Source organism: Bacillus kexueae, assembly GCF_022809095.1.
GTDB lineage: Bacteria > Bacillota > Bacilli > Bacillales > Aeribacillaceae > Bacillus_BZ > Bacillus_BZ kexueae.
In genome coordinates this window covers 222,590-239,963 of sequence record NZ_JALAZE010000001.1, presented here as the reverse complement: position 1 = coordinate 239,963, position 17,374 = coordinate 222,590, and the positions used below count along the sequence as shown (strand labels likewise).

Sequence of the window (17,374 nt, the reverse complement as noted above, 5' to 3'; positions counted from 1 at the left end):
CGAATGCTTTTTATAACTGTCATCTTTCTTATCGGTTTTATCGGATCATACCTATCAGGAATGCTCGGTATCGGTGGCTCCATCATTAAATACCCGATGCTACTTTACATCCCGCCACTACTTGGCTTAACAGCCTTTTCAGCACATGAAGTGTCTGGCATCAGCGCCATTCAAGTCTTCTTTGCCACATTAGGAGGAGTTTGGGCCTATCGGAAAGGCGGATATTTAAACAAAACATTAATCCTTTACATGGGCACGAGCATATTAATTGGAAGCTTTATCGGGGGATACGGCTCAAAGCTCATGTCTGAATCTGGCATTAATTTCGTATACGGAATTCTAGCATTAATTGCAACCATTATGATGTTCATTCCGAAAAAAGGAATCGATGATAAACCATTAAATGAGGTCACCTTCTCAAAAAGTCTTGCTGCATTGCTCGCATTTATCGTCGGAATCGGAGCTGGTATCGTCGGTGCGGCCGGAGCATTTCTCCTAGTTCCTATCATGCTTGTCGTCTTAAAAATCCCGACACGTATGACCATTGCGTCTTCACTGGCCATCACATTCATCTCATCAATCGGTGCAACAGTCGGGAAAATCACAACCGGACAAATCGACTATTTTCCTGCTCTTATTATGATCATCGCAAGCCTTATCGCCTCTCCACTCGGTGCAAATGCAGGAAAAAAAGTAAACACAAAACTGTTGCAAACAGCCTTAGCCTCACTCATCCTTGCAACAGCCATAAAAATTTGGATTGACATTCTGTAGTCTCCCTTCGAGCAAAAGGGAGTGAGATTGGCGCAAAAGAAGTCCGTCTGGGCGCATAGGGGAGAGAAATCCGCGCATAAGGTGTAGGTTCGCGCGCATAGGGGAGTGAGATTGGCGCAAAAGAAGTCCGTCCGCGCGCATAGAAGAGAGAAATCCGCGCATAAGGTGTAGGTTCGCGCGCATAGGAGAGTGAAAACGACGCATAAGGTGTAGGTTAGTGCGCATAGGAGAGTGAGATTGGCGCAAAAGAAGTCCGTCCGCGCGCATAGAAGAGTGAAATCCGCGCACAAGGTGTCGACCCCCGCTCTGAACAATATTTTTCCTAAAATAGTCGTTATCCACCTTCAGGATGAATGTTTTATCGAAAATAACAAACAATAGGGACGAAAAATGTTGAAGGAGGATAACGATGGAAAATTCATTTCAACCATCTCAATCGATGAACAATCAAGCTGGGCAAATGCAACCACCTTTAAATCATGGTGGACACGAAATGTTTGATGCGCATGAAATTTTAGCTACGTTTATTAATGTCCTTGATCAATATGTGATTTTTGATCAGTACATTCAAGATCCTGAGTTAAAACAAATCTTAAAGCATCAACAACAGTTCATTACAGATTTGTATAATATTTCGGTTCAAACGTTTTCGACGGGACAAAAGCCAGATCATTCCCAAACGGTCTACAATATGGATCAAAGTAACGATGTAGTATATGGAATGAAGCCATCTCAGCCGAAAAAACCGAATACGTCCATTCAAGAAGTTTCAGACCAAGGATTGTCCGCTTATATGCTCGGATTGATAAAATCGACAGCATCACTATTAGCGATGACATCTCTGGAAATCACGAATCCGGTGTTTCGTCGAGTAATTTCCGATAGTGTTCCTAATTTCATCGAAATGGGCTATGAAATATTCTTGTATCAAAACAAACGAGGGTACTATCAAGTGCCGCAACTACAACCGCAAGATATGACGGCGATGATGTCATCCTTTGTAGAGGTACCAGTTTCACCAAACCCAAATCAAGAGATACATTAATTGGTGAGAGGTAAATGAGTATTCAATCGAATAGGTACTCATGAGGGAATTCCTCATACCTATTCGATTAATACCATGTATCTTATGAAAGATTTGCTAACTTATCTGGATTCATTGTTATATAAATTTCGACAATAATATTATTACTAATATAAAAACTAACTGAACTATGAATGGAACCGTTCAAATAAAAAACGATAGATGGTTGACCGTTGATTTTTTTAACTTCATAATCATAATCTTTTGCAACCTTTTTTCCAATACCAGATAAAAACAGTAAAACGTTTTGGCGTGATACAATTGGACGAATGGCGGCATTGATCTTACCGCCCCCATCTGAATAAAGTGTGACATCTTCTGATACGAGTTCAAGCAAATCATTTGTATTTTGCATTTGAAAGGCCTTAATAAAACGATTGACCACTGATTTGTTGTTTCCATAGTGTAAGTTCTCATTCTCTACAGTGGAGATTTTTTTCTTTGCCCTGCTGAATAGCTTTCGGCAATTTTCTTCAGACTTTTCTACAATCCTAGCAATCTCTCCATAAGAGAAATCGAATACTTTCCTTAACAGCAAAACAGCACGTTCATGGGGAGATAAATGTTCCATCATTCGTAAATAGGCTATACTTAGGCCCTCTTTTCGCAAGAGAACTTCTGAAGGATTATTTTCCTCAGATTCCTCAATATATAATGGTTCAGGATTCCAAGGACCAATATATTGCTCTCGTTTTTTCCTCGCCGACTTTAATAAATCAAGACATCGATTAGTCATCATTTTACAAAGGTATGCTTTTTTGTTTTCTACATTTTGTTTTTTGATTTGGTAGGCGCGTAAAAATGTCTCTTGCACAAGATCTTCAGCATCCGTTACCGAGCCCAGCATTCGATAACCTAATGAAAATAACAAAGGCTTGTATTTTTGATAATCTTCATTACTGATCTGCACTAGATCACCTCATTTTTTCGACTGATTTCTTTTGCTGCTTGCTTTCCGCTCTCGACCGCTCCTTCAGATAAGATTGCATTAGGCGATGCCCAGTCACCAGCTATAAATAATCCTGGTATGTGTGTTTCAGATTGAGTAAGTTCCCTTTCATCCCCTACTAGTGGCAAGCGATGACTGACGGTTATATTAGGTAAACAACGACATGTTATTACATAATTACGCCATCCTGGTTGTATCATATCAAGAAATTTTTCTAGATTGGATTTTTCCGCCCTCACGTCTATCTTCTCGTCTGGATGATGATATTTAAGAACATGTAGGATTGTACTCTGTCTATCTTTTGAGAGTTGTGCGTAGTTCGAATGGACGGAATAGTAGTACGGTTCTGTTACTCCCAAAGCGAAAAGATGATTTGGATTTGGAAGCTTTTTTAAAGCGACATCCAATGTTGCGGCTTTTATAGGCACTATTTGATCGAAAAAATTTCGTTGTGGGTGACAATCAGCTACTATTTTGTTCAATTCATGTGGTGAGCCCGTATAGAGTACTTGCTTTGATTGGATAATCTCATTGGTTGAAAGGGTTAATTGGAATGGTTCGATTTCGTTTTTTTCAATTTGTTTTACATTTGACTCCGTATGAATTTGAACACCCGAGATAACAGCCTGGTTGTGGAGCTGATCAATGATTGTTTGCCAGCCACCATCCAAATATACCACACCTCTCATGGCATGCTGCAAATGAGAGAGAATCACTTTCGCACTCGCTTTCTCAGGAGCGTGACAATATGTCGCCAGCCTAGCCAAAATACTCAATAGTAACTGAACATGTTCAGATTTGGCTGTCTGTGAAAGCCATTCTTGAAATGTAAGTGTGGCAAAGTCATCTGGATTTAACTGTTTAATTTTTGTTAATGAAGTAATCCATTCAAAACGATCTTTCAAATTCAATAACTTCGACTTTAGGAGCCCAATTGGTGAAAAAGGTGCTGTATAAAACTTCATGTTTTCAATTAAAAGGCCTCCTGCTTGTGGGGCTTTTCCCTCAAAGAATATGCCTAATTCTTCAAGTGTAGCCCTAGCTTTACCAGATTGATAAAATGCATGAGGGCCTAAATTAAAGTACTGATCTTGGACGATATCAGTACGAGCACGTCCTCCTACCTTTTTCCCTTTTTCTAAAATTAACACACTTAAATTCGTTTTAGCTAAAAAATTTGCAGCAACATAACCTGATAGTCCGCCACCAATAATGACAACATCCCATGTTTTATTCATCAAGATTTACCTCCCTATTTTTCCATTCACAAAAAAGACGAAATAGTGACGAGGGGTGTGACAAATAAATTTATTTTTAGACGATATACTTGTTTAAAGGCTGTTTTCGTATAGTTTGTTGCTTTTTCAGTCATTTTTAAAATGAATTCTGAACATTGCGCTCCAGACACTTGTTTTCCGCGGGGAAGAAGTCGAGCCTCCTCGACATGCGCCTGTGGGGTCTCGACCTTTCCTCTTTATCACGCAGGAGTCAAGTGCCCTCCGCTCCTTTACAAGGGGGAAAACGATTCTCAACAATATATTTTATACACACTAAAAGCAACAATCCTTTAGAAAAGAGCCTATTTAGAAAACACCTCTTCGTGATTCAATTTCTATTTTCATAAAGTTGTACAACTTCCCCTAAGTGAATACACTATGTACAAGGACTATTCGAAATGGGAGGGTGTCATGAGCATTTTTATCAGTTATATTTTTTTAGGGTTGTCATTATCAGCGCCAATTGGACCAATAAATGCTGCGCAGTTAGATAAGGGGATTAAAAATGGATTTTTACATGCTTGGTTAGTCGGGATTGGGGCAATGGCCGCGGATGCATTGTATATGATTGCAATTTATTTAGGAGTTGCAGCTTTTTTGGATACACCATTTTTAAAAACACTACTATATTCATTCGGCTTCTTCATCTTAACGTATACTGGGATTGAAAGTATTTTGACGAGCAATCGTGTGACACGATTGGAAGGGGAAACGAATGAGACGAAGAAAAAAGCGTTTGTATCGGGATTTTTAATGGCGCTTTCCAATCCGCTAAATATTTTGTTTTGGCTTGGGATTTATGGAGCCGTGCTAGCAAAAACGGCAGAATCTTATACAGAAAATCAATTATTCATATACAGTTTAGGAATTTTTGTCGGCATTTTAATATGGGATGTCATTATGGCTTCTATTGCAAGTGGCTTTAGAAAAATGTTAAAGCCTCAATTGTTACAAGGGATTTCCATCATTGCCGGACTGTCTCTTGTCGGCTTCGGGCTTTATTTTGGTTATGAGGCTTTTCGCCTCTTGTTTTAGGACATTCACCCATTTCTCTCTTTGCTAATACGATAGCAAGTAGCAAAGGGAGGTTTTTTTATGCAGCTTTACGATAAAAATTGGCTTGACGCCCATCAAGATACCCTTTCCGACTGGAAAAAAGATGCATTTCAGCAATTCTCTTCAATGTTAATAGACACCGATCATCCGTATCCTTGTGTACCTGGCATGCAAGGATTTTTGAAAAATCATTTGCGGTTTCAGTTTGTAGGCGACCCACGGGAAGAAAAAACGTTTCATGAATTAGCAAGTACATTAGCGCATTACGGTGACATCTCACGTGATACAGGAAAATACGCTTCGCTCGTTGTTTTTTTTGAAACGTCGGATGAATTATTGAACGAGTCGCAAGAAGCGTTTCAAGATATGTTTTGGACGATTTTAAATGAAGTGCATGCGCTTGATGAAAAGGAATGGCCTGAGAATATACCGACTGATCCTCATGATACGGCTTGGGAATATAGTTTTTGCGGGGAGCCGTATTTTGTGTTTTGTGCAACTCCATACCATCAGGTGCGAAAAAGTCGGCATTTCCCATACTTTATGCTCGCATTCCAGCCGAGATGGGTGTTTGCTGAAATCAATGATTCGACATCGTTTGGGCGCAAAATGAAAAAAGCGATTCGTTCGCGGCTAAAAGCATATGACAAAATCGCTCCTCATCCTGATTTAAAATGGTACGGAAAAAGTGACAATCATGAATGGAAACAATATTTCTTAAGTGATGATGATAACGAATCGAAAGGCACATGCCCGTTTACGTATATGAAAAAGAAATTAAATAAGCTACTCCCGTAGTGTCACAAATCGTGGCACTTTTTTCATGACTGTGGATGTCGTTTTCTTTTGAAAAGAGTAGCAACGAAAACAACGATTAAAAATCCTATGCTAACAAAAAAACTAATCCTTGTACTTTTTTCTAGTAAGGAACCCGATAACGCTAAAAATAATAAAAGGCTACCCGTAAAAACTTTCCCTTTATCCCATTTTGTTTTGGCAAGTAGTTTATAATACGAAAATAAAATAATAAACCATGTATACAAGAGCATAAGTCCGGCTGCTGTCGTGACATACTCATAAACAGATTTTGGTAACAAAAATGAAAATAAAATGGAAAGGAACACACCGCCACATAACACGAAAAAAGACCGGATTGGCACTTTTCGTTTTCCTTTTTCCGCAAGCTTTTTCGGTGCATCTCCATCTTCAGCAAGAGTGATTAAAATGGTGATGATGGCGTAAAGGGATGCGACAAAAGTAGAAAATCCAGCAATGATTAACACACCGTTAAATATATGTGGTAAAAAGGAAATCTCAAATTGGTTTAACGTCGTAATAAAAGGACTTTCGTCTGTTTGAATATGTTTCACGGATAGGACAGATAAAATCGCCCAAATAGAGGCAGCATATAAAACCGTTAACAACCCAATCATTACGATGCCCGATTTGGAAGCGGACTTTTGATCCTTTAACTCATTCATTAATAGGCCGAGCACTTCAATGCCACCAAACGCGTAATACGTATAAAGTAGAGACGACCAAATCCCGAGTGGTTCACCCGTAAATGAGAGCGGGTTTTGAGGACTCTCAAATGAGTCCGCTCCAATCACATCGAATAAAAATAACGAAACGACAAGAATAAACATAATGATCGCAGCAAGTTTAATCACGGCAAATAAGTTTTCAATCCGTTCGAATCCTTTTAAACCCGTCAGAATAATCAATAGCCCTAAAATGGCAAAAAAGAGCGAGAAAATCCAAAGCGGCCATTGAGGAAACCAATAACGAGCAAATATGGAAAGGGCGGCTAATTGACTGCCCATGATAAGCATTTCGCATACCCAATAGACCCACCCAACAGCAAAACCAACAAACGGCCCGAAGGCGGATTTAGCATACGTCCGAAATGATCCTTTTTCCGGATGATTGGCGAACATCTCTGCTAGCGTATGAAAGACAATAAATGTCCCAAGACCCGAAATGAAATACGAAATAATGACGGCATAACCCGCTTTTTCAATGGCAATACTCGATGCGAGAAAAAAACCAGTTCCAATCATACACGCAACTCCAAGTAACGATAATTGCCACCATTGCAATTGTTTTTCCACACGTCCTCCCCCAATCGATTATCACCTTTTGTATTATTGTCGGAGGAAAAAATAGAAATATGTATGATTGATTACTTCTTCACACAAAATGAAAACAATAAGAAAAGGGGGAAAAGTAATATGGAAAATCGGCTATATCACATCATCCCTGCTGAGCACGGAGCGGGGTTTCATTTACATAAAGGGGAAACGATTCGGATCATTGATCAAAATGGTGAGCAAGTGGCAGATTTTGTAGCGGTGAGTCGTGAGAACGAAGATGAAGTACTAGATCCAGGGGCAACTATGGATGCGATGCAAAAAAAAGATTTACAAATCGGTGATAAAATCTATTCCAATTACTATCGACCGATGTTCACCATTACAAAGGATAAGGTAGGAAAGCATGATCTATTACTTCCGGCATGTCGAAAGGAAATGTACGAGCTTTTATATAATAAAGAAAACCATGCAAATTGTTTTGATAATCTAAACGATGCGCTTAAAGCGTTTTCGATTTCACCACTTACACATCATCGCCCGTTTAACATCTTTATGAACACAGTCGTTGATGCAGATGGGCAAGTAAAAGTGGAACGACCGCTTTCAGAGCCGGAAGATTATATCGAATTACGAGCTGAAATGGATTTAGTTGTTGCCGTGAGTGCTTGTCCAACAAGTGAAAGTTCCTGTAATGGATTTGAACCATCGCCCATTCGAATTGAAATTTTTTAGTTTTCCAAAATTAAACTACCAAAATTTGAAACTTTGTTCATTTTTCATTCGTATTTATAGTAAGTGGTAAAGTCAAAAGGAGGGTGGTTGAAATGAACGGATGGTTTATTCTTTTTGGCGGATTGATCTTGTTTGGTGTAGTGACCGATTGGGTTGTGAAAAAGAAGAAATTGAAAATCGATCCTAACGAAGGAGCGAAAAACGCATCGGAGTCGGAACGTGTATATATGGAGACGTATTTAAGGGAAGTACGAGATGAACAAAATATTTTATAAATGATGAAAACAACCTCCTGCATGTTGAGAGGTTGTTTTCATTTATTCATTGCATGTGAACGCGCTGTCATTATTTGAACAGTCAAACCGTTAAATCCGACAATATTCAACGGGGCATTCGTCACAATTAATCTCAGATTTTAAAAAATCCAGCCGATGAACGAGTAACTTACCTTGATGATAGGAGATGATTTGATTTTTTTTCAAAACGCTCAGCATTCGGTTGACACTTTCGCGAGCGGTGCCACAAAAATTTGCAAGCTGTTGGTTCGTTAATTGAACATTTATTAAAATACCGTTGTCGAGATTCTCTCCGTAACTATTGGTTAAACGAATAAGTGTTGAATACAGCGCCCCTTTTTTCCCATTCAAAAGAAGGTCGCGGAATTTTGTTTCTGTTTTCCGGTAATGTTCACTCATCCATTTCATAAAAGCAACACTTAATGGAGGGTGGTGAGAAAGTGCCTGTTCAATCGTTTCTTTCGTAATAACGAGTACGGAGACATCTGTCATTGCTTTTGCGTGGTACATATGAATGGCGTGCTCAGAGAAAATCGAAAGCTCACCAATCATTTCATCTGATTGACATAGCTTTAAGCAAAGCTCCTTCCCATCAGGAGTTATTTTACTTAACTGAATGATGCCTTCCTCAATCACAAATAATTCTTTCGTAGCTGCTCCTTCTCGAAACAAATATTCATGCTTCGGAATTTTCCTCTCTACAAAATGAAGCGATTTTAATAGAGCTACAACGTCATTTGTCAAATCACACACCCGCTTTCACCTATCAATCTTTCTTCTATTTTATTACAATTTATCTTTTTTTAATGGAAATGATTTGGAGATTTTGTGAAAATAGACGTATGGAAAGGAGGCTTTTGAATTGGAGACACGAACGGCCATACACGTAGAAGAAGCAATGGAACGCCTAATGTCGCTCAAAAAAAGAGGACCCGTTGAGTATGTTCCGATTTTAGAATGTGAAGGTCGATACTTAGCAGAAGATTTAGTAGCGACTCATGATGTTCCTCCGTTTAATCGTTCGCCGTATGACGGATTTGCCATTCGTGCCGAGGATTCGGTACATGCTTCGGCAGACTCGCCGATAACTTTTCAAATAATTGACGCGATTGCGGCTGGTGAAGTGAGTGAAAAGACCATTCGCAAGGGGGAAGCGATTCGGATTATGACTGGAGCAATGCTTCCAAATGGCGCAGATGCCATCATCATGTTTGAAGAAACAGATGAATGGGAAGAAAACGGACAACCATATATGGCACTGAAACGCCCGGTCGAAAAAGGAACTAACATTTCCTTTAAAGGAGAGGATACGAAACAAGGTGAAGTGTTAGTCCGTGCAGGTACGAAAATTAACCCAGGCGTTATGGCTTTATTAGCAACGTTTGGATACGATGCGGTACCTGTTGTTAAACCATTGACAATAGGGATTTTATCGACTGGAACGGAATTGTTGGAGGTTCATGAAGCACTTATTCCCGGGAAAATCCGCAATAGCAATGCCTATATGGTATATGCTCAAATTAAGCAAGCAGGCATGGTTCCGAAGATGTTTAGACAACAAAGCGATGATTTTCATGACTGTTTAACAGCAGTCCAAAAAGCATTACAGCAAGTCGACGTGTTAATTACAACGGGGGGAGTATCGGTTGGTGATTACGATTTTCTTCCCGATATTTACCGTGAACTCGGCGCTAATGTTTTATTTAATAAAGTGAAAATGCGGCCAGGCAGTGTAACGACGGTTGCAGAATTAAATGGAAAGTGGCTATTCGGATTGTCCGGAAATCCATCTGCATGCTTTGTCGGCTTCGAATTATTCGTTCGTTCGCTTGCTAACTATTGGAACCACTCACGAAAGCCTTTTCCAGAGCTTATAGAAGCAACATTAACAAAATCGTTTAAGCCAAACTCGTTTACTCGTTTTATTCGAGGAAAAGTTGATTATCAAAATGGGACCTTACATGCTGTACCCGTCGGCCTTGATCAATCCAACATGGTTGCAGCCTTGAGTGAAGTAGAAGCGTTAATCATTTTGCCTGATGGGGAGCAAAGCTATGAAAAAGGAGAGGACGTAAAGGTTTTGCTACTCAACCATTGTAGTGGAAACGAAACGTTTCTGTAAAAAGTGCCGCATGATTAAGGAGCACTCGGAGGTGAATACATATGGGAAAACGACAGTTTGAAATCACGATGCAACCGATTTCGATAGAGGAAGTAACGAAAAAAGTGATACGACCTGAAGCGGGAGCTGTAACGACATTTACAGGTACCGTTCGAGAATGGACAAATGGAATTCGAACAATTTCCTTGAAATATGAAGCGTACGAAGCGATGGCTGTTAAAATGTTCGAACAAATCGCACAAGAAGTGAATGAAAAATGGCCAGGCTCAACATGCGCCATCACTCATCGAATTGGTGAGCTTCAAATATCCGACATTGCGGTGGTCATTGCCGTTTCCACACCGCATCGAAAAGAAGCCTATGAAGCGAATGAATACATTATTGAACGAATTAAACAAATCGTGCCGATATGGAAAAAAGAAGTGTGGGAAAACGGAGAATATTGGGTTGGTAGCCAAACCGCAAAACCACAGAAAGGAGAATCAACATGATCAAAGTACTTCTATTTGCCGACTTACAAGAAGCGAAGAACACCAATCAATTAACGTTACAGTTGGAAAATTTGACCGTGTCCGAGTTGAAAGAACATTTACATAAAAATGAGCATTTACCTATGGAGCGAGTTGCATTTGTCGCCGTAAATGAAGAATATGCAACGGATAATGATGTAATAAAAAGTGGAGATGTTGTCGCCCTTATTCCTCCTGTAAGTGGTGGATAAGAAACGGTTTGGAGTTAGGAGAGAAGTATTTGGCATCGATAATTGTTTGGTTTCTACTAATAACGATTGGCGGCATTAGTGGAATTGGAATATGTAGCTTATTTGAAGGAAATGAAGTGTTAACAGGCTACGCTGCCATGCTCGGTATGATCATCGCCTTATTAAGTGCGATTTTCTTTCAATTACATATTATGCATCGTGATCAAAAGCACTAAAACGTTCAAACGTTTTAGTGTTTTTTTCATAAATGAACACAGCAACATATAAAATCCTAACAGTAATTCCGACCAATACCGAAAAGTTAATGGTTAAATTGATGAAAAACATCTCGAGAAATACCAGCAAAAATCGCTTCATAATTTAATCCCCCTCACAACTTCCTTTACTATAATCGGTTAAAAAAGGAAGATTGCTAATATTTCGTGCTGCATGGGAGTAAAAAGGTTCACAATGCATCAAGGTCAGGAAGAAAGAAGGAGATTTTTCTATTACGTAGAACATGAATACTTGTAAAATATGGTTTGGAAATACTTACTAAAATACTCATCGTGATGGTGATTTCTGGCAACTTCTTGAAAAGGGGATGAAAAGATGAAAATTGACTTTGGCCGAACTGCAAAAGATTACAGTTTATTTCGAGCGGGATATCCGGATGAATTATATAAACGTCTAAGAAGGATTAATATCGGAAGCGATGGACAGTCAATACTAGACTTAGGAACAGGGACAGGTTATCTTGCAAGAAGATTTTCAGAACAAGGTGCACGAGTTACGGGAGTTGATATATCAGAAGAACTAATAAATGCTGCCAAAGAACTCGATAACGAAAAAGGGTTGAAGATTAAATATGTTAAAGCAAGAGCTGAAGAACTTCCTTTTCATGCACCTACTTTTGACGTTGTTACTGCAGGTCAGTGCTGGCATTGGTTTCAAGGGGAAAAAGTAATGAATGAAATACGTAGAGTATTAAAGAAAAATGGGAAACTGGTCATTGTTCATTTAGATTGGCTGCCTCTTAAGGATAACATTGTAATGAAAACGGAAGAGCTTATATTGTCATATAACCCAAACTGGACAGGAGCAGGTGGAACGGGTGTATATCCAGATTGGTTAACTCAAGTAGCGAATGGGGGATTTAAAAACATCGAGACTTTCACTTTTGACCTTGACATTACGTATAGTCAGGAAGCTTGGAGAGGGAGAATAAGAGCGAGTGCGGGAGTAGGTGCAAGTCTTGATAAAGAAACAGTAAAGGCGTTTGATCATGATTTAAAAATATTATTAGAATCAAATTATAGAGAATCCATTGATATACCACATAGAGTTTTTTGTTTAGTATGTAGTAAGCCACAATAAGATTTTCTTCCGATAAACTTTATAGCGTTGTTTTAAGGAGAAAATCAAATGAGTAAAATAAGAGGTGCATAACTCGCACCTCTTTTATTTGCCCTTCGATTATCATTCAATATCTTTATAAACAAATTCTCGATATTTAACAAATTCATTCTTCTTATAAAAATTTTTAGCTATTTCGTTATGAAACCAGTAGTCTAATTCAATCTTTTGTATCCCGTTATCCTTCGCTATTTCAACGATTTCTTCCATTAATTTAGAACCGTAACCTTTATTTCTTTCATTTTCCGAGATGCTGATCTGATGCACATAAATCGCTTTATACGCTTTTTTAAAGGCGTTTTCCGGATAATCTCGAAATTCAATCCAAGCATACCCTAAAGGTAAGCCATTGTCCTCCAACAAAAGGAACATGAATTCTTCTTTATTTATATTGTTTTGAAAGAACGATTTAATTCCTTCAAAATTGTATTCTTTGAAATACTCTGGGTACAGATTTACGTGTAGGTCATGAACATATTTGTTTAATTTTGCAACTAATTCAAAATCGGTTGTGCGACTAATTTTCACCTTCGTTTCCCCCTTGTAAAGAACTCCCCAAAGGACTACCTTCTAAAAGGATATTCTGTAAATTTTACCTTTTATTTTACGACTTTCTGATTACAAATTCCTGCTCCCATTTCTGCATGTTTATTCGTTTTTTGGTGAACATAGGAAATAGGTGGTGAGAGCATGAAAGACTTTTTGTCCTACTTACCAGAATGGGACCATTTGGTCGGTGCGGTATTCGCCTTTTTAATCCCGTATTCCATCGCCAAAATCTCTTCACTCATTCGGGAATAAAAGGATATTTGATTGAAATTAGGTGAAAAGACATGCATAAATGGTTATGGATACAGAAACAGAAAAAGAAAGAAACCCAACCTCCACGTGAATACGTGAAAATACACGGAACATCGGAAGTATTCTCTGCCAATATGCATGCGAACCTTGAGGAAGTTGACGGCATTATTGGAGGGAATCCAGATGTTGTCATTCGTCATTTTTACATCGAAGTGTTTCAAGTAAACGCTGCGGTTGTGTTTATAAAAGGAATTGCCGATCGGGAAAGAATTCATGAGCAAATTTTAAAATCAATTATGCTTCATTATAGGCAAGCATCTAGTGAAGAAAAAAGCAAACCAGTTAGTCCGAACAAGATGAAAGATGCGATTAAAAATCTTGTATTAACCGTTTCGGATGTAAAAGAAGTAAAAAACATTGAAGAATGTATCATGAATATTTTCATTGGGGAGACGGCGTTATTTATCGAGGGATCGGATACGGTCTTAATTCTCGGTACAAAAGACTGGCCTTCACGATCGATTGAAGAACCGATTTCCGAAGCGACGGTTCGTGGTTCACGAGAAGGTTTCGTTGAAAATGTCCTTGTGAATATTTCTTTAATTCGTCGGAGAATTCGAGACCCTAATTTAAAAATGACGAACTATACAATTGGACGAAGGAGTCAAACGCCCATTGTTGTCATGCATATGAAGGACATTACAAACGAAAAACTGTTAGATGAAGTAAAGACTCGGATTGAGTCAATTGACATTGATCAAGTCCCGGAGTCAGGAATCATCGAGCAACTGATGGAGGATGATTTTTTATCTCCTTTCCCACAAATACTCGCAACGGAACGTCCTGATAAAGTAGCACAAGCGCTATTAGAAGGTAGAGTTGTCGTCTTAGTGGATGGCACTCCATTTGTTCTTGTCATGCCCATGACGATTATATCTATATTGCAAAGCCCTGAAGATTATTATGAGCGCTTTTTCGTTGGTACGCTCATTCGTTTTATGAGAATTGGGGCGGCATTTATTTCACTATTTGCACCTTCTTTATATGTCGCATTAGTTTCTTTTCATCCAGGGCTCATTCCATCGGACTTAGTTATTTCCATTGCCGCGAGTCGCGAAGGGGTACCGTTTCCTTCCATTGTCGAAGCACTTATGATGGAGGTAACCATCGAGTTACTACGAGAAGCGGGGGTTCGCCTGCCAAAACCAATTGGTCAAACAGTGGGGATTGTCGGTGGTCTCGTCATTGGAGAAGCAGCTGTTTCGGCAGGACTTGTTAGTGCAATGATGGTAATTGTTGTAGCAGTGACGGCCGTATCATCCTTTGCCTTACCGCAATACGGAGTCGGAATTGCTTTACGGATATTACGTTTTGGCATGATGCTTTCAGCAGCCTTTTTAGGATTGTTTGGCATTATGATGTTTGCGATGATTATTACCATTCATTTAGTCAAATTAAAAAGCTTTGGCGTGGAGTACACTGCTCCACTCGTTCCGTACCAATTTCGTGATTGGAAGGATGCCTTGCTTCGTTCCCCATATCGTGAGTTAACCCGTCGACCTGATATGTTGAAACCGAAGGAATCGATTCGCATGAAAGATCGTACATCCAAATGGAAAGGAGAATGAGATGTTTCCGACATCACAAGAGAAAATAACGAATGTTCAAGCGTCCATCGCCGTCATGATGACCGTTATTGGTGTAGGAATCATTACCTTGCCAAGAACGAGTGCAGAAGCTACCAAAACACCAGATGTATGGATAAGTGTCGCTTTTTCTGGTCTAATAGCTATCGTTGCCTCTTATTTCGTTGTCAAATTGGCGGGTAAATATCCAGGTAAAACGATTTTTGAATTTACTCCAGAAATTGTTGGAAAACCGATTGGTGTCGTCATAAACAGTTTTGTCATTCTTCACTTTACGTTAATTGCGGCGTATGAAGCGAGATCGATGGGTGAAGTCATTCGAAGTTATTTATTAGATAAGACGCCTATAGAAGTTGTCATCATTGTTTTTATGAGTGTAGGTGTCTATTTAGTAACAGGTGGCATGAATGCGATTTTGAAATTGTTCGAGTTATATTTTCCAGTAATTTTATTTTTCTTTTTACTCATGTTTACGCTAACGATAACAAGCTTTGAATTAGATAATGTCCGCCCATTTTTAGGGCAAGGAATGAAGCCGGTGTTTAATGGCGGAAAGGTAACAACGCTGTCGTATGTAGGATTTGAAGTAATGTTCGTTGTCACAGCATTCATGCAAACGCCAAAAAAAGCGGTAAAAACCACGTTTATTGCCATTTCGTTTATTATGATTCTTTATACGACGTTACTTGTTCTGATCATCGGGTCACTAACTGTTGATGAAGTGCGGCTATTAACGTTCCCGACGATGGAATTCGTCAAATCCATTGAAGTGGAAGGCTTTTTCCTTGAGCGATTTGAAGCATTCTTTATGATCATGTGGGTCATAACGACATTTACCACCTATGCTATTTATCATTATTTAGCTTCCTATGGTTTATCAACTATGTTGAAACAAAATTTTTCTCAATTATCGTTTGTCCTTCTTCCTGTTATTTATTTGCTTGCAATCTATCCAGAAAATATTAATGAACTCTTTTCTTTTGGAGATATCATCGGGCAATTATCGTATATCATCATTGGGGTTCTCCCAATTCTCTTATTCATAATTGCTTTTCTTCGGAAAAAAATGAATAAAACAAACAAAGGTACGCAATGAGGGATACAATGAAATGGTTGAAAATCATGAGCATTTTTCTTACGTGTAACTTATTTTTGACAGCCTGTTGGGACTTAGAAGATATTGAAGATATCGGGATCGTCGTTGGGGTAGGATTAGATGTCGTTGAAAATAACGAACATGACCGTCCGAATATTGATTTTACGCACCAATTCGTCGTTCCGAAAGCACTTGCCGGTGAGCAAGGGGGCTCATCTGGATTGGAAGACCCGTATCATAACGTGTCTGTCAATGAAATCGATGTGTTTGAAGGAGGTAGAGAGACATCTACACTCACGAGTCGAAGTCCGAATTACGCACATTTAAAGATTGCGGTCATTCATGAAGAAGTGGCGGAAACCATCAACCTCCTAAATCTCCTCAATTTCTTTTTTCGTGATCATGAAATGCGTCGAACCGCCCGTGTCATTGTATCTGCTGAAGATGCGAAAGAAATATTAGATATTAAAGGGAAGAAAGATGCCATTCCATCGCTTAAATTGTATCAAATGACACGGAATATGGAATACAAGACGGGAAAAATGCCTCCTAGTATGAACTTAGGTGAAATTTCAGAACTCCTTTCCTCTAATCGATCATTTATGATTCAACGCGTAAAAAAAATGGAAGACGAAGTTCAAATTATTGGTGCTGGTGTAATTAGTGGAAAGTCGAAAATGATGGTGGGGCTGTTAAACGAAGATGAAACATTTGGAATGAATTGTATTACCGGGAATGCATCGGCGGGAATCATTACGGCAACTCATCCGAAGTCAGATGCTTTAGTATCCTATGAGATTGACGGGCTATCTTCCAAAATTACGCCTATGCTAAAAGGCGACCAACTATCCTTTCATGTCAAAGTGAATACGGAAGGGCGAATAGGGGAGGATTGGAAGCTTGATAGCGACGCTTTTGAAGAAGCATACATTCAAAAACTAGAAACATTAATTGGACAAGAATTAAAGCGACTAATGACCGAAGGGATAAATAAAACACAAAAAGAACTCCGTGTAGATGTTGCGGGGTTTGGAGAGGAAGTTCGGATTCACGAGCCTCGTTATTGGGAAAAAGTTAAGAAAAATTGGGATAAAACGTTTGAAAAGAGCGAAATATCGTTTGATGTTTCCGTTAACATTCGACAATTTCAAATGAGAGGGAGAAAATTAAACCCATCATAAAATGAACAATAAAATCGTCCAATTTTGGACGATTTTTTGTTCGGTACCAAACGTTTTATCCATCAATTTCACTCAGCTTTTAAAAAGAAAAATTTTGTAAAAAAATTTTAATTAAATGAAACATCTTGTCGATATCAATCGTAAATAGTAA

Annotated in this window: 20 protein-coding genes; 14 read left to right on the top strand and 6 right to left on the bottom strand. The window is 38.9% G+C overall.

What is annotated here, in order from left to right; all coding sequences use genetic code 11:
• Positions 1 to 3 precede the first annotated feature (3 nt).
• A complete protein-coding gene (locus ML543_RS01310) occupies positions 4 to 774 on the top strand; it encodes a sulfite exporter TauE/SafE family protein (RefSeq protein WP_279326513.1) in 771 nt (256 codons plus the stop codon).
• 409 nt (positions 775 to 1,183) lie between these two features.
• Entirely contained in the window at positions 1,184 to 1,819 is a 636-nt protein-coding gene (locus ML543_RS01305) for a spore coat protein (protein WP_243385348.1), read from the top strand.
• An 82-nt stretch (positions 1,820 to 1,901) separates the two neighbouring features.
• On the opposite strand, the gene ML543_RS01300 is transcribed toward ML543_RS01305, so the two are convergent.
• Positions 1,902 to 2,768 (bottom strand): RNA polymerase sigma-70 factor, encoded by an 867-nt coding sequence (locus ML543_RS01300; protein WP_243385347.1) that lies wholly within the window; start codon positions 2,766 to 2,768, stop codon positions 1,902 to 1,904.
• Complete coding sequence (locus tag ML543_RS01295) at positions 2,768 to 4,045, bottom strand: phytoene desaturase family protein (RefSeq protein ID WP_243385346.1); 1,278 nt, start codon at positions 4,043 to 4,045, stop codon at positions 2,768 to 2,770. Before ML543_RS01295 ends, ML543_RS01300 begins: the two co-directional genes overlap by 1 nt.
• A 450-nt stretch (positions 4,046 to 4,495) precedes the next feature.
• On the opposite strand from ML543_RS01295, the gene ML543_RS01290 reads away from it, so the two are divergent.
• On the top strand, positions 4,496 to 5,119 hold the full coding sequence (locus tag ML543_RS01290) for a LysE family transporter (protein ID WP_243385345.1): 624 nt from the start codon (positions 4,496 to 4,498) through the stop codon (positions 5,117 to 5,119).
• Between the two features lie 60 nt (positions 5,120 to 5,179).
• A complete protein-coding gene (locus ML543_RS01285) occupies positions 5,180 to 5,938 on the top strand; it encodes a YqcI/YcgG family protein (RefSeq protein WP_243385344.1) in 759 nt (252 codons plus the stop codon).
• A gap of 23 nt (positions 5,939 to 5,961) precedes the next feature.
• Here ML543_RS01285 and ML543_RS01280 read toward each other — a convergent pair whose 3' ends face one another.
• Positions 5,962 to 7,251, bottom strand: coding sequence for an amino acid permease (locus ML543_RS01280; protein ID WP_243385343.1), 1,290 nt, complete (start codon positions 7,249 to 7,251; stop codon positions 5,962 to 5,964).
• A 120-nt stretch (positions 7,252 to 7,371) separates the two neighbouring features.
• Between ML543_RS01280 and ML543_RS01275 the strand changes: the two genes are divergently transcribed.
• A complete protein-coding gene (locus ML543_RS01275; RefSeq protein WP_243385342.1) occupies positions 7,372 to 7,965 on the top strand; it encodes a DUF1989 domain-containing protein in 594 nt (197 codons plus the stop codon).
• Between the two features lie 92 nt (positions 7,966 to 8,057).
• A complete protein-coding gene (locus tag ML543_RS01270; protein WP_243385341.1) occupies positions 8,058 to 8,240 on the top strand; it encodes a hypothetical protein in 183 nt (60 codons plus the stop codon).
• 90 nt (positions 8,241 to 8,330) lie between these two features.
• Here ML543_RS01270 and ML543_RS01265 read toward each other — a convergent pair whose 3' ends face one another.
• Positions 8,331 to 9,014, bottom strand: coding sequence for a Crp/Fnr family transcriptional regulator (locus ML543_RS01265; RefSeq protein WP_243385340.1), 684 nt, complete (start codon positions 9,012 to 9,014; stop codon positions 8,331 to 8,333).
• Between the two features lie 109 nt (positions 9,015 to 9,123).
• On the opposite strand from ML543_RS01265, the gene ML543_RS01260 reads away from it, so the two are divergent.
• From ML543_RS01260 to ML543_RS01245, 4 genes are read left to right on the top strand one after another with little or no spacing between them, the layout of a single operon-like run.
• Entirely contained in the window at positions 9,124 to 10,383 is a 1,260-nt protein-coding gene (locus ML543_RS01260) for a molybdopterin molybdotransferase MoeA (RefSeq protein ID WP_279326512.1), read from the top strand.
• Between the two features lie 41 nt (positions 10,384 to 10,424).
• A complete protein-coding gene (locus tag ML543_RS01255) occupies positions 10,425 to 10,874 on the top strand; it encodes a molybdenum cofactor biosynthesis protein MoaE (protein ID WP_243385339.1) in 450 nt (149 codons plus the stop codon).
• Entirely contained in the window at positions 10,871 to 11,104 is a 234-nt protein-coding gene (gene moaD, locus ML543_RS01250) for a molybdopterin converting factor subunit 1 (protein ID WP_243385338.1), read from the top strand. The genes ML543_RS01255 and moaD overlap by 4 nt, the downstream gene beginning before the upstream one ends.
• Positions 11,105 to 11,133: 29 nt before the next feature.
• Positions 11,134 to 11,319: a hypothetical protein gene (locus tag ML543_RS01245; protein ID WP_243385337.1), complete on the top strand. Its 186-nt coding sequence runs from the start codon at positions 11,134 to 11,136 to the stop codon at positions 11,317 to 11,319.
• Here ML543_RS01245 and ML543_RS01240 read toward each other — a convergent pair.
• Positions 11,294 to 11,461 carry a hypothetical protein gene (locus ML543_RS01240; protein ID WP_243385336.1) on the bottom strand — a complete coding sequence of 56 codons (168 nt, stop codon included), beginning with the start codon at positions 11,459 to 11,461 and terminating at the stop codon, positions 11,294 to 11,296. The two genes, ML543_RS01245 and ML543_RS01240, sit on opposite strands and share 26 nt — an antisense overlap.
• A 234-nt stretch (positions 11,462 to 11,695) precedes the next feature.
• Here ML543_RS01240 and ML543_RS01235 point away from each other — a divergent pair, with 234 nt between their 5' ends.
• Complete coding sequence (locus ML543_RS01235) at positions 11,696 to 12,460, top strand: class I SAM-dependent methyltransferase (protein WP_243385335.1); 765 nt, start codon at positions 11,696 to 11,698, stop codon at positions 12,458 to 12,460.
• Between the two features lie 102 nt (positions 12,461 to 12,562).
• On the opposite strand, the gene ML543_RS01230 is transcribed toward ML543_RS01235, so the two are convergent.
• Positions 12,563 to 13,027: a GNAT family N-acetyltransferase gene (locus ML543_RS01230; protein ID WP_243385334.1), complete on the bottom strand. Its 465-nt coding sequence runs from the start codon at positions 13,025 to 13,027 to the stop codon at positions 12,563 to 12,565.
• Between the two features lie 305 nt (positions 13,028 to 13,332).
• On the opposite strand from ML543_RS01230, the gene ML543_RS01225 reads away from it, so the two are divergent.
• Genes ML543_RS01225 through ML543_RS01215 form a run of 3 tightly spaced genes read left to right on the top strand, consistent with a single transcriptional unit; the run spans position 13,333 to position 17,223 of the window.
• Positions 13,333 to 14,928 (top strand): spore germination protein, encoded by a 1,596-nt coding sequence (locus ML543_RS01225; RefSeq protein ID WP_243385333.1) that lies wholly within the window; start codon positions 13,333 to 13,335, stop codon positions 14,926 to 14,928.
• Position 14,929: 1 nt separating this feature from the next.
• Entirely contained in the window at positions 14,930 to 16,042 is a 1,113-nt protein-coding gene (locus tag ML543_RS01220) for a GerAB/ArcD/ProY family transporter (protein WP_243385332.1), read from the top strand.
• An 8-nt stretch (positions 16,043 to 16,050) separates the two neighbouring features.
• Entirely contained in the window at positions 16,051 to 17,223 is a 1,173-nt protein-coding gene (locus tag ML543_RS01215) for a Ger(x)C family spore germination protein (protein WP_243385331.1), read from the top strand.
• Positions 17,224 to 17,374 lie beyond the last annotated feature (151 nt).

What these genes read in the sequence shown, in the direction of transcription:
- ML543_RS01290 (WP_243385345.1), top strand. Translation starts at nt 4,496, where the DNA reads ATGAGCATTTTTATCAGTTATATTTTTTTAGGGTTGTCATTATCAGCG.
- ML543_RS01285 (WP_243385344.1), top strand. Translation starts at nt 5,180, where the DNA reads ATGCAGCTTTACGATAAAAATTGGCTTGACGCCCATCAAGATACCCTT.
- ML543_RS01270 (WP_243385341.1), top strand. Translation starts at nt 8,058, where the DNA reads ATGAACGGATGGTTTATTCTTTTTGGCGGATTGATCTTGTTTGGTGTA.
- ML543_RS01220 (WP_243385332.1), top strand. Translation starts at nt 14,930, where the DNA reads ATGTTTCCGACATCACAAGAGAAAATAACGAATGTTCAAGCGTCCATC.
- ML543_RS01275 (WP_243385342.1), top strand. Translation starts at nt 7,372, where the DNA reads ATGGAAAATCGGCTATATCACATCATCCCTGCTGAGCACGGAGCGGGG.
- ML543_RS01310 (WP_279326513.1), top strand. Translation starts at nt 4, where the DNA reads ATGCTTTTTATAACTGTCATCTTTCTTATCGGTTTTATCGGATCATAC.
- ML543_RS01295 (WP_243385346.1), bottom strand. Translation starts at nt 4,045, where the DNA reads ATGAATAAAACATGGGATGTTGTCATTATTGGTGGCGGACTATCAGGT.
- ML543_RS01235 (WP_243385335.1), top strand. Translation starts at nt 11,696, where the DNA reads ATGAAAATTGACTTTGGCCGAACTGCAAAAGATTACAGTTTATTTCGA.
- ML543_RS01255 (WP_243385339.1), top strand. Translation starts at nt 10,425, where the DNA reads ATGGGAAAACGACAGTTTGAAATCACGATGCAACCGATTTCGATAGAG.
- ML543_RS01225 (WP_243385333.1), top strand. Translation starts at nt 13,333, where the DNA reads ATGCATAAATGGTTATGGATACAGAAACAGAAAAAGAAAGAAACCCAA.
- ML543_RS01240 (WP_243385336.1), bottom strand. Translation starts at nt 11,461, where the DNA reads ATGAAGCGATTTTTGCTGGTATTTCTCGAGATGTTTTTCATCAATTTA.
- moaD (WP_243385338.1), top strand. Translation starts at nt 10,871, where the DNA reads ATGATCAAAGTACTTCTATTTGCCGACTTACAAGAAGCGAAGAACACC.
- ML543_RS01305 (WP_243385348.1), top strand. Translation starts at nt 1,184, where the DNA reads ATGGAAAATTCATTTCAACCATCTCAATCGATGAACAATCAAGCTGGG.
- ML543_RS01215 (WP_243385331.1), top strand. Translation starts at nt 16,051, where the DNA reads ATGAAATGGTTGAAAATCATGAGCATTTTTCTTACGTGTAACTTATTT.